The following is a 12,385-nucleotide window of genomic DNA, read 5'->3' as shown; positions in this document are numbered from 1 at the left end:
TTAGGATAAGTTATGACTTAAAAATTAATCAACAACTAAAGCTTATGCTTGTAGCTAAGTGAAATCATTGATTAAGAGACCTGTACTTTTCAATGACTTTTTCAGCAAACCCTAATTAGGGTTTGCGGCAAAAAGTACGGGCGAAGCATTCGGATAGAAAATCTGATGAAGACGCAAGGTTTGGAAGCACGATTCTCTCAAAATCTTGCAGCTGTTTCGCGAGAAAAACCACAAAACCCTTACCTTGCCTAAATTTCACATTTATTCAGCAAGCCCTAATTAAATTAAAGATAGATTTTAGGTTCGATCCCCTTAATCAGGGGGGTTGACAATTGTTAACACCTACCTACTTATTTTTTGCCTCTTGCCTGACTGGGAGTCGCAAGTCTAAGCTAAGGATAGCGTGCGAAACGTTTAGGCATGAAATAGGGAGCCAAATGCCTGAAATAACCGCCTAGTAAGGTCTTCAGTCCCCCGACTGAATCTAAGAGGTCAACCCAGACCAACCTTATAACTGTTTATATGTCCCGACGTTTAGTATCATCCGATACCAAACTAGGCAAGGGGACTCAAGGTCAATACACTTTGTAACAATTATTTACAATTGCTACAAAGGTGAGAGTAACGGCGATAGCCACCCCCAGACTCAGAAGTCACAACTCTGGGACTGAAGCGGGGAACGGAAGGCTCCTAGATGTAACCTAACATCCGAATCGAGACCACTGCCAACCATCCATGATTAGGTGTGAACCGAATGTCCGACCTGAACCATCGTAATTAGCTAGTAGTGAAATAGGTTGACTACACTGCGTTCAAAAAGAACAAGGGGAAGAGTAAGGAAATACTAACACCAATTACACAGACCTTTAAAGTACCCCGGTGGAGAGGACAAATCTAAAGATGGAATGCCCATATAAACGGAACGTTATAAACCCTTTTAGGCTCTGAGTATCGGTCGAAATACCCAGTAGTGATAAGTGTAAGCGCAAGCCTTTAAGGGTGTGAGATGTAACCAAAAGCCAACGCCTGACAGTAATAGTCAGGATATGCTAACAGGTTACGGTTTGATTGTAAGGATAGAGTCTAGTAGGAGTCTATATGACGAAATCGAGAGAAGGTAAAGGGTTCGGGAAACCGAAAACCACTAAGACTACGAATGTATGGAAAGCTATCAATTGGGCGAAAATCCAAAGATATGTTTTCAAGCTCCAAAAGAGAATATACCAAGCGGCTAAATCGGGACAAGAAGCAAAGGTTAGAAGGTTGCAACGTCTTTTGGTGAAATCATACTACGCTCGTCTATTGGCAGTTCGCAAAGTAACCCAAGATAATCAAGGAAAGAAAACAGCAGGAGTCGATGGAGTGATAGCAATATCCCCAGAACAAAGGCTAAATCTAACCGAGGAAATCAAAGGAACACTCAAAGCAAAACCGCTAAGAAGAGTATGGATTCCTAAACCCGGCAGGGACGAAAAACGCCCATTAGGAATACCAACCATCAAAGACAGAGCTAGACAAGCGTTGATTAAATCGGCACTTGAGCCAGAATGGGAATCAAAAATGGAAGGAACCAGCTATGGATTCCGACCAGGAAGGTCTGCCCATGATGCAATATCGAGGATATACCTCACCATTAATCAAGGTAGCTACTTTGTATTAGATGCCGATATTGCCAAGTGCTTTGACCGAATTAATCACAACTTTTTACTGTCAAAAATTCATTGTCCAAGCTCCCTGAAAAGAGACATTAAACAATGGCTTAAAGCAGGAGTATTGGATAACGGCGTATTTGAAGAAACAGAAACAGGAACACCACAAGGAGGGGTAATAAGTCCATTACTAGCCAACATCGCACTGGATGGAATGGCAAGGTTAATTGAAACACTTTTTCCCAAAAAGAGTTTTATCCAAGCTGTCCCAATAAGATACGCCGATGATTTTGTAGTAATTTCTCCATCACTCGAAATCATTGAACAGTGCAAAACTGCTATTTCCGAATGGTTAAAACCTATTGGACTAGAACTCAAACCAGAAAAGACCAGAGTGTGTCATACACTCAACCCCATTGAGTACAATGGGAAAACGGAAGAACCCGGTTTTGATTTTCTGGGGTTCAATATCAGGCAATATCCGGTAGGAAAATACAAATCTGGGAAAATAGGAGGGGGAAGACGATTAATTGGTCACAAAACCCACATTAAACCCAGCCAAAAAGCAGTTAAAGCCCACACAGAAGCGATTAAAGGTGTCATCAAAAAACACAAAACAACACCTCAATCAGCCCTGATTAGTCAATTAAACCCAATCATTAGAGGTTGGGCTAACTACTACTCAGGAGTAGTATCTATGGATACCTTCAATAAACTAGACAATACAATCTGGTTAATGTTAAGGGCATGGACAGTATCAAGATGTGATAAAGCGAACTACAAAAAGCTGAGTAACTATTTCAGACCGGGTACAATTAAACTCAGCAACGGGAAAGAAAGACAAGAATCTTGGTTATTTCAAACCAAAGACGGTCTTCATTTATGGAAACATAACTGGACACCAATCGTCAGACACACCCTAGTACGCCCCGACGCTTCACCATACGACGGAAATTGGACTTACTGGGCGACCAGACGAGGACAAGCAATCGACACACCGACAAGAGTAGCCAAACTACTTAAGAAGCAACAAGGCAAGTGTAGCCGATGTGGGCAGTATTTCACCCCATCGGATTTAATTGAAGTTGACCACATTCACCCTCTCAGCCTAGGCGGAAAGGATGAATATAAGAACCTTCAATTACTACACCGCCACTGTCACGATGATAAATCGGCATCTGATGGAAGCCTAAACCCATCTGGTTTGACAAATTCAGAAGTCAAACTAGATAATACAAGGTTAATCAAAGGAAGTCAAGCCGTATCCTTAACAAGGGAATAGTCAAACTAGGAGCCGTGTGATGCGAAAGTATCACGCACGGTTCTGAATGGGAGGGGAGGTCGGTGACGACCTTCTCGACCCCTAATCGGCCAACCCGTACCGACCACCGGATAACTGATAGAATGAACGATTCTAACGCTAATGCTCCCGCTCAATCCTCAGAAGAGACAATAGATGAAACCAATTGGGTAGATCTCGGGGAAGAAGGGAAACCCCTAGATAAACCCACTGCTAAACCTATCCAACCATCTCCCCTCAAGTCTATCTCTACCCTGATCACGGTGGAGACGGCTTTTTTGGCCAGTGCTACCAGTTTAATCTGGTTAATTGATTATTATTTTCCCCTCGGACCGTTATTAAGGGTTTTCTTCCCGATTCCTGTCGCTTTAGCCTATTTACGTTGGGGCGCTCGCTGTGCTTGGATGACAGCATTAGTTTCTAGTTTACTTTTGTCGGTGTTGATGGGACCGACTCGCAGTATTGTCTTTTTGATTCCCCACGGCTTGATGGGGGTACAATTGGGGCTATGCTGGCGCCGGGGTGCGCGCTGGGAATTTTCTATCTTGACTGGGGGACTGTTGGGGGCTTTTGGTTTATTCTTTCGTTTTTGGCTGTTTTCAATTCTTTTAGGCGAAAATCTCTGGTTATATGTGATTACCCAAGCGACTAATTTTATTGATTGGATTTTCACCCAGTTAGGGATTCTCGCTAAACCGACGCTGCTGCAAGTGCAATCGATAGCAGTTGTGGGCATATTTGTCAATAGTTTATTATACTTATTTGCCGTGCATTTAGTGGCGTTATTAGTTCTTGATCGCCTCGGTAATCCGATTCCTCGTCCGCCCAAATGGGTGCAGGTCATACTAGATTATGAGTAATTATTTAGGGACTTGCGCTTTGATAATCTACCTTTTGGGCGAACGCAGTTCGCCCCTACATTGTGGACAAAATCCGTTACTGTAGGGGCGCAATGCTTGCGCCCTCCGAGCGTTCAGGTTTGCTGATCACTCTAAGTAGGGGGAGAGCCTTCGAGCGCCTCCGCAGCTAAGGGACTTGCGCTTTGATAATATGCCATCTGGCCGGTCTGATTCTTCTACAGAGCGATTTTCTGGCTGGGATATTATTCCCACGCAAGTCCCTTAGTGCTTTATGGTCAGTATCTCCAGTCAACTGTTAATCGATCATTTTTCCCCGATTATCGTCTTGTCAGAGAGTGACCGAGTGAGTTATAGTCGTCTATAAGACTCGATTAAAGCATTTCTTAAAAGAATCGTGGTTTTTGGAAAATCGAAAAGTGCGCTATTTTCCCTTCCACAGAAACCTGTTGCCGAGGGGAGTAACTCAAAAACTCCTTTTTTCCTAGATTCTGATAGACAGAACCGGCGGAAACGGATAAAAAATGCTGTTATCGAGCAAGACTCAGGGATTAATTGAAAATCTCGTCTCCTGGCTGTGCTTGTCCAATTGTGGGTCAAGCCGGCACTTGCCAAACAGACTTAACAACTGAAACCAAGACTCAGTTCCCACGTCTGGGGGGCAGATGAATATCAAGATGAGGCTTTAACGATGCGGACTCATCTTCTTAGAACTTTCTTAACAAGACCAGATTTCCGGAAGTAGCCTCAAAGCATAGACAAATAGCCCATGGTCCGTCGCTTTTGAAACCGAAAGATTGAGGAAATTGAATGCCAAAACAAATAATCATAGCCGAACAACACCATATAGCGGCTGTTTTTTGGGAAGATCAAATTCAGGAATTAGTTGTAGCCACAGGTAATCAACAGGTGGCCGACATCTATCTAGGATTAGTAGAAAACGTCATCCCCGGGATAGATGCAGCCTTCGTCAATATTGGCGATGCGGAACGCAATGGCTTTATCCATGTCACCGACCTGGGTCCCCTAAGACTGAAAAAAACCGCCGGTGCTATCACGGAATTACTGGCCCCCCAGCAAAAAGTGCTGGTACAGGTAATGAAAGAACCCACTGGCAATAAAGGACCGCGACTAACGGGAAATGTCACTCTCCCCGGTCGTTATCTGGTATTGATGCCCAATGGTCGCGGGGTGAATCTTTCCCGTCGCATCCGCAGTGAAGACGAGCGCTCCCGTTTACGAGCTTTAGGGATTTTGGTCAAACCGGCGGGGATGGGGTTGCTGGTACGCACCGAGGCCGAAGGCAAAGCGGAAGAAGCGATTATCGAGGATTTGGAATTTCTGCAAAAACAGTGGGAGAGCATCCAACAGATGGCCGTCAGCAGCCGCGCCCCGGCCCTGCTTAACCGCGATGATGACTTTATTCAAAGGGTTTTGCGGGATATGTACAGTGCCGATGTCAATCGCATTGTTGTGGATAACCCGATGGCGGTAAAACGAGTTAAACAGCAATTGACGAACTGGGGCGGCGGCAAAGCTCTCGAAGGGGTTTATATCGACTCCCATCGGGAAACCCAGCCAATTCTCGACTATTTCCGGGTTAACGCCGCCATTCGCGAGGCCCTGAAACCCCGGGTTGATTTACCCTCCGGCGGCTACATTATCATCGAACCGACGGAAGCTTTAACGGTAATTGATGTTAACTCCGGTTCCTTTACCCGTTCGGCCACGGCCCGGGAAACCGTACTCTGGACTAATAGCGAGGCTGCCACAGAAATCGCTCGACAACTGCGCTTGAGAAATATCGGCGGTGTGGTGGTGGTGGACTTCATCGATATGGATTCCCGTCGCGACCAGTTGAAACTGCTGGAATTGTTTAATAAAGCCCTGAAAAGCGATAAAGCCCGGCCCCAGATTGCCCAATTATCGGAATTGGGGTTAGTGGAATTAACTCGTAAGCGTCAGGGGAAAAACATTTATGAATTATTCGGCAAAACCTGTGACCATTGCGGCGGACTGGGCCATTTAGCCCATCTACCCGGAGAAGGCAACGCCATCGCCCTAGAAACCCCCACCCTTAGCCGCGCGGAAAAAGAAACCCTTGTCATCGCCACGACTAATACAAAAGTTCTACCCGATAAGAGCGCTCCTAGCGTTGCGGCGGCCGAACCCTATCTAGAAGTTTTCTCCGAATTTGAGGCCGAAGAAAACGCCCAAGAGATGGATCTTTCCTTCCATCCCAACTATCAAGAACAGGTTAATAATTCTCGTCGTCGCCGTCGCCGTCGTCCCTCGGAACTGTTACTCAAAGAGGAACGGGGCGAAAAAGCCTCTACTAACGGTGTTAACAACGAAATCGAGCCGGAATCAGAACCCCAACGCCTTGAGGAAAAACGAGAACGCCCCGCCCGTCTCTCGAAACGAGGAGAAGATGCCAGTGCTGGCAAAAATATCCCCGTCACCGAACGGGAGCGGGTTTCCGTGGAAATGACCCCCGTAGAACAGGAAGTTTATTCTTTAATGGGCATTTCTCCCCTGATTCTCGTGGATAAGGAGTTTAAAGACCCGAAATCGGTGATTGTTTCCGTGAAACTGCCAGGGGAAAGGGAAGCGGAAAACCCAGAAACGGCTGCCACTCCTGAAATATCCTTGACTCCTACCCTAGAAGCCGAGGACACAGCCGCCACCGCCCCCATAGAGGCGACGGAAACTGGCGAGGAAGCCGAAAATCGTTACTTGGTGCGCCGTCGTCGTCGTTCCACCACTAGCGAAGTTAGTCAGGAAATCAACCAAGAAGCTAGTCCGCCAGCGAGTTTTACGCCCGAACCGATTGCGCCCGAAACTCCAGTTTTTCTCGGCGAAGTCATTCCTTTAGAAACCCCGGTGAGCGCCGAGGTGACGGAGGAGCCACAAGTAGAGGCTGAAACTGCGGTGCTGCGTCGTCGTCGTCGTCGTTCCTCCGCCACTGTCGATGAGTCATGAGCGCAGAACCCTTAATTGCTGGTGTCGATGAAGTGGGGCGCGGGGCTTTATTTGGCCCCGTGGTGGCGGCCGTAGTGGTCACTGTCCCTTCTGGTTTTCCGCAGCTGTGGGAGTTGGGGGTGAAGGATAGTAAGCAACTTAGCCCCCAAAAACGGCAAAAATTGAGCCAGCAAATACAACGGGATTTTGTTTGTCGCATCGGTTATGCTACGGTGAAAGAGATCGATCGCTTGAATATTCTTCATGCCTCTCTACTGGCAATGAGCAGAGCTATCGGGAAATTACCCCTTTCCCCCAGTCTCTGTTTGATCGATGGCAAGCACATTATTAAAGATTTGTCAATCCCCCAAAAGGCGGTAATTCAGGGAGACCAACAATCGCCGGTAATTGCGGCGGCTAGTATCGTGGCCAAAGTCTGGCGCGATGACTTAATTGCTCGTTGGCACGGACGCTATCACGATTATGGCCTCCCTCGTCACAAGGGTTATGGCACTGCTCAACACCTAGAAGCGATTGGCAACCATGGACTTACTTCTCAGCACCGGCTCTCTTTTAGTCCCTGTCAACAAATCCGCGTCAGTCCCCACCCAAGGACGGAGTGGGGTGGGGATGGCGATTGAGGGGTTTACTCACTGAGAACTGATGCCAGGGCCTGACGGGCAATTTTTGTGACGTAGAGGGTGACGGCAACGGTAGCGATAAAACCAATAAGGCGAATAGTCCATAGTAAAACTGGGTTAGTGGCTGGTGCCGAGGTCCCGATAGTGGCAAGACTGCCCGCTAAAGAGCCAATATAGACATACATTATTGTCCCCGGAATCATGCCCGCGCAACCTATTAGATAATCTTTCAGAGAAACCCCGGTGACACCATAGGCATAATTGAGCAGAGTAAAGGGAAATATGGGAGATAAACGGGTTAAAAGCACTATTTTTAAACCTTCTTTCCCCACAGCTTCATCGATAGCTTGAAATTTATTATTACCTTGAATTTTTTCCGCCACCCACCCCCTAGCCAGATAACGTCCCACCAAAAAAGCGGCAGTAGCGCCGATAGTTGCCCCGATAAAGACGTAAAAAGAGCCTAAAACTACGCCAAAAACTACACCAGCCCCTAAAGTCAGGATTGAACCGGGAAAAAAGGCCACAGTAGCTAGAATATAGATAATTATAAACGAGATCGCTCCCACAGACCCCAAACTATCCACCCAAGTCAAGGCATTGAAAAGAATAGTTTGAGGATTAAAACCAGTGGAGGCACTGGATTCAACAGCAAAAGCGGGGGGAGTAGTCAGGAGAAAAACAAGGCTAAATGTAGTTAATAACAGCAAATGCCTGATAATCACAGTTTTTTCCGAGGGCAAAAACTTGGAAATAATCATAAAAAGTCCCTATAAGGAATGAAAAAAAAGAGATTGAACTACAGAAGCGAATTAAATAGAACTGGGGCTATTCTACCCCGATTATCATTGTTTAGACCAGAAAGCCAATCCTAAAAATTCCCAGAAAATCCCAGTCTTTCTGAGAAGATAAGACAAGCAACAGCCGGGTAATTTTTGCCGTTTACTTGATATTACACCTTGCCGTCTCTGGGGAAAAAATGTCACAATTAGAAATAATTAGCATTGGATATAGCAATTAATCTATGAAAATCATCCCCAAGGTCAAAGCCCCTACCTTCCTGCAAATGGCACAATGGATCATTAATCCCGTAGCTTTTATGGAAAATGCCGCCCGCAAGCATGGCGATATTTTCAGCACAAAAGTTGGTTTAACTGTAGATAATTTTATCTTTGTCAGTAGTCCTTCGGCCCTACAACAAATTTTAACTAATGACCGTAAAAAATTTTCGGCACCGGGGGAAGCCAATCGGATTATTGCCCCGATTATTGGTGATTATTCCGTCATCATGTTAGACGGAGACATCCACAAAAAACGCCGTCAGCTTTTATTGCCACCTTTTCACGGGGAAAGAATGCGTTTCTACGGCGATTTAATCCGCGATATTACCCTAAGAGTAATGGCAGAATTGCCCGAAAATCAACCTTTTAAGGCCCGTTCAGCGACCACAGCGATTGCTTTACAAGTAATTATGGAGGCAGTTTTTGGAATTAGTCAAGGGGAACGTTATCAAACCCTGAAAAAAATTCTGGCTGAAATGCTCGATATTTTTAACTCTCCGGTGATGGTTTCTTTGTTATTTTTCCCAATTTTGCAGGCTGATTTGGGTGCTTGGAGTCCCTGGGGAAAATACCAGCGTTCCCAAGCAAAAATTGATGATATTATCTATACAGAAATTGCCGAAAGAAAAGCTAATCCTAACCCCAATCGTAGTGATATTTTATCACTACTGATGTCGGCCCGGGATGAAGAAGGCAACCCGATGAGCGATAAGGAATTGCGCGATGAATTGATGACCTTATTATTCGCAGGTCATGAAACCACTGCCACCGCTATATCTTGGGTGCTCTACTGGACTCATCGCTATCCAGAAATTAAAGCAAAAATTCTCAAAGAAATAGCCACTTTAGGAGATAATCCTAACCCCATTGATATAACTCGATTACCCTATCTTTCGGCGGTTTGTTCGGAAACTTTACGCATTCATCCCGTGGCAATGTTAACTTTTCCGCGAGCAGTGGAAGAACCGGTAGAACTAGATGGTTATCCTTTAGAAAAAGGGACAATTATTATGGGTTGTATTTATCTAGCTCACCACCGCGAGCAAACCTTCCCCGATTCCCATACTTTTAAACCAGAACGCTTTTTAGAAAAACAATTCACCCCCTACGAATATATGCCTTTTGGTGGTGGAGCGCGTCGTTGTATCGGGGAAGTTTTAGCTATCTACGAGATGAAAATCGCTATCGCCACAATTTTGGCCAATTATCAGTTAACTCTAGTTAATAATACCCCTGAAAAACCCAGTCGCCGCGGTGTCACCCTTGCTCCCTCGCGAGGAGTTCCCATGGTCTTAAAAGGACGACGGGAACCTCTGGTGACTGCCCCCATGCTCGCCGAAATTTCTTAAAAAAACTGACAAAATATTGTACAATCAGAGTTGTGGTATCCCATGTCATAACTCTGCTTTTTTGTCAATAAAATTGGGGATAATTATGGTCTTAATTCGTTTAGCTAAATCTTGGCAAATTTCCGAAAATGAAGTTACTTCTGAAAGTGTTTATTTTAAACGTCGTCGCTTTTTACAGGGGTTAATCGGGGCAGGAATTGCGGGGAGTTCCCTATTATTAACTTCTTGTGGTAAATCCTCCTCCTCGGAAGCTTTAGAAAAAAGTTTGCAATTACCTAAAATTGAAGGGTTCAGCAAAAATCCGCAGTTTTCAACGGTAAATCGGCCCGTAGTTGCCGAAACTGTAGCGGGGAAATATAACAATTTTTATGAGTTCGGAGGGGGGAAAAATATCTGGTTAAAAGCGCAGAAACTACCGACGAATCCCTGGACGGTAGAAGTGGGAGGATTGGTAAAAAATCCCCAAACCTACGATATAGATACTATTAAAAAAACCTTTCCTCTCGAAGAAAGAATCTATCGTTTTCGTTGTGTGGAAGCTTGGTCAATGGTGTTACCTTGGCTTGGTTTTCCCATGGGTGCTTTAATCGCAGCGGTGGAACCAAAACTGGAAGCTAAATTCGTCCGTTTCACCTCCTTTTATGATCCCGAAATTACTAAGGGGCCAGGATTACATTTAGGAGCCTTACCCTGGCCCTATACAGAAGGTTTAAGAATTGAAGAAATGGCCAACGAATTAGCTTTCTTTGCTGTGGGAATTTTCGGACATGATTTACCAAAACAACACGGCGCACCCTTGCGAATGGTTATTCCTTGGAAATACGGTTTTAAAGGAGCAAAATCGATAGTAAAAATTGAATTTACCGCCAAACAACCCGCCACCTACTGGAACACAATTGACGCTCACGAATACGATTTTGAGGCTAATGTAAACCCCAGTAAACCCCATCCCCGTTGGTCGCAAGCAACGGAGAAATTTATCGGCAGTAGAAGTGATTTATCTTGGGAAATTATCGAAACTCTGCCCTATAATGGCTACGGTGAATATGTGGCTAGTTTGTATAGTTAATTTTGATGATTATCCTCGTTTTATTCAGTTTAACTAAGTATCTATGGACAATAAAACTCTGTACGAACAAGACTTTTATCTCTGGATTAGAACTACTATTAATCAACTGCAAGCGAGACAGTTTGAGCGGGTAGATTTAGAGAATTTACTGGAGGAATTAGCAAGTATGGGGAGGAGTGAAAAACGCAAAATTGAAAATCTTTTGATTCAATTGCTGGTACATTTGCTGAAACTAACCTACTGGACAGGAGAAAAAGCTAGAAATGAGGGTCACTGGAAAGGGGAAATTATCAACTTTCGCAGACAAATAATCGAAGAAATTAAAGATAGCCCTAGTTTAAAACCCTATATTCTGGAAATCTTTGAGGAATGCTATCAATTTGCTAGAAAAGAGGCTCAAGTTAGAACTCAATTACCCCTCGATACTTTCCCCGCTATTCCTCTTGGTTCCCTTGAACAAATTCTCGATGAAGATTGGTTTCCCACTAATAACCATGAGTAATATCTAGAGGTCAATTATGGATAATAAAACCATGTACGAACAAGACTTTTATCTCTGGATTATAACTACTATTAATCAACTGCAAGCGAGACAGTTTGAGCGGGTAGATTTAGAGAATTTACTGGAGGAATTAGCAAGTATGGGAAGGAGTGAAAAGCGCACAATTAAAAGTCTGTTAACCCGATTATTAGAACATTTACTTAAACTCAAATATTGGGCGGCAGAAAGAGAGAGAAACAAAGGTCACTGGAAGGGAGAGATTAGAACTTTTCGTCTCGATATATTAGATGAACTTAAAGATAGTCCTAGTCTGAAACCTTATCTTTTGGAAATTTTTGATGAATGTTATCTTTCAGCCCGAAAAAATGCCAGTGACCGCTCTCAATTACCCCTCGATACTTTCCCCGCTATTCCCATTGGTTCCCTTGAACAAATTCTCGATGAAGATTGGTTTCCTGCGGGCGATAATCTGGAAATATAGCCATCAGTTAGACTGCTCCATACTGCTGTAACAAAAAACAACTATCCCCCGATAGTGATCGCTAAAGGTCTAATAATTATAAATTTTTGTCAAGGGGTGCGGTCAGATCGAAGAATCATCGCTAGAATGAGCCTAATTGTCAGAAATTTAGTTAAACAAGGTTTTTGGCAATATGCTAATCTGGCTAACACGCTTTTGGGTGTGATATGGGGAAAAGTTCTGGTGATTGCGCCTAAATGAAGTGTTATACAGAAAATTGACCCATATCGTTACTCCGGAGAGTGTTATGCAGAAAGTTGACCTATAATATGTAGTTATGCCGCAGATCTAGAGGCTCTTATGCGTGAAGGTTTTCTGCATCACCGTGCTACACAGGCAATATTTTGTAAAATTGATGGCGTTGCATAATAGAGATATGAATGGAGGAAATCAAAATGCAATGCCCTGAATGTAAATCTACCCATATCCGTAAAAATGGCATCAATAAACAAGGTAAACAAAATCATATTTGTGTA

10 protein-coding genes are annotated in these 12,385 nt (G+C 44.3%); 9 read left to right on the top strand and 1 reads right to left on the bottom strand.

Annotated elements, in window-relative coordinates; genetic code table 11:
* Positions 1–1,098 precede the first annotated feature (1,098 nt).
* The 4 genes from ltrA (at position 1,099) to EWV60_RS07570 (ending at position 7,408) form a co-directional block, all read left to right on the top strand.
* Positions 1,099–2,931, top strand: a complete 1,833-nt coding sequence (ltrA, locus tag EWV60_RS07585; RefSeq protein ID WP_287231723.1) for a group II intron reverse transcriptase/maturase — start codon at positions 1,099–1,101, stop codon at positions 2,929–2,931.
* A 122-nt stretch (positions 2,932–3,053) separates the two neighbouring features.
* A complete protein-coding gene (locus EWV60_RS07580; RefSeq protein ID WP_016516178.1) occupies positions 3,054–3,809 on the top strand; it encodes a DUF2232 domain-containing protein in 756 nt (251 codons plus the stop codon).
* Between the two features lie 807 nt (positions 3,810–4,616).
* A complete protein-coding gene (gene rne, locus EWV60_RS07575) occupies positions 4,617–6,788 on the top strand; it encodes a ribonuclease E (protein ID WP_287231722.1) in 2,172 nt (723 codons plus the stop codon).
* On the top strand, positions 6,785–7,408 hold the full coding sequence (locus EWV60_RS07570; protein ID WP_287231721.1) for a ribonuclease HII: 624 nt from the start codon (positions 6,785–6,787) through the stop codon (positions 7,406–7,408). The genes rne and EWV60_RS07570 overlap by 4 nt, the downstream gene beginning before the upstream one ends.
* Positions 7,409–7,413: 5 nt before the next feature.
* On the opposite strand, the gene EWV60_RS07565 is transcribed toward EWV60_RS07570, so the two are convergent.
* On the bottom strand, positions 7,414–8,169 hold the full coding sequence (locus tag EWV60_RS07565; protein WP_287231720.1) for a TVP38/TMEM64 family protein: 756 nt from the start codon (positions 8,167–8,169) through the stop codon (positions 7,414–7,416).
* 263 nt (positions 8,170–8,432) lie between these two features.
* Between EWV60_RS07565 and EWV60_RS07560 the strand changes: the two genes are divergently transcribed.
* The 5 genes from EWV60_RS07560 to EWV60_RS07540 all read left to right on the top strand — a co-directional run.
* Entirely contained in the window at positions 8,433–9,818 is a 1,386-nt protein-coding gene (locus EWV60_RS07560) for a cytochrome P450 (protein WP_287231719.1), read from the top strand.
* An 85-nt stretch (positions 9,819–9,903) separates the two neighbouring features.
* A complete protein-coding gene (msrP, locus tag EWV60_RS07555) occupies positions 9,904–10,887 on the top strand; it encodes a protein-methionine-sulfoxide reductase catalytic subunit MsrP (RefSeq protein WP_287231718.1) in 984 nt (327 codons plus the stop codon).
* Between the two features lie 43 nt (positions 10,888–10,930).
* Positions 10,931–11,389: a DUF29 domain-containing protein gene (locus EWV60_RS07550; RefSeq protein WP_002774801.1), complete on the top strand. Its 459-nt coding sequence runs from the start codon at positions 10,931–10,933 to the stop codon at positions 11,387–11,389.
* A 16-nt stretch (positions 11,390–11,405) separates the two neighbouring features.
* Positions 11,406–11,870, top strand: a complete 465-nt coding sequence (locus EWV60_RS07545; protein ID WP_287231717.1) for a DUF29 domain-containing protein — start codon at positions 11,406–11,408, stop codon at positions 11,868–11,870.
* A gap of 434 nt (positions 11,871–12,304) precedes the next feature.
* Positions 12,305–12,385, top strand: an 81-nt coding sequence (locus EWV60_RS07540) for a transposase-like zinc-binding domain-containing protein (protein ID WP_502705659.1), incomplete at its 3' end; no start/stop codon positions are given.

The organism is Microcystis sp. Msp_OC_L_20101000_S702 (assembly GCF_007095705.1).
GTDB classification, from domain to species: Bacteria; Cyanobacteriota; Cyanobacteriia; order Cyanobacteriales; family Microcystaceae; genus Microcystis; species Microcystis ichthyoblabe_A.
Note: the sequence above shows the minus strand (reverse complement) of the source record. Positions and strands in the feature narration are given on the sequence as shown.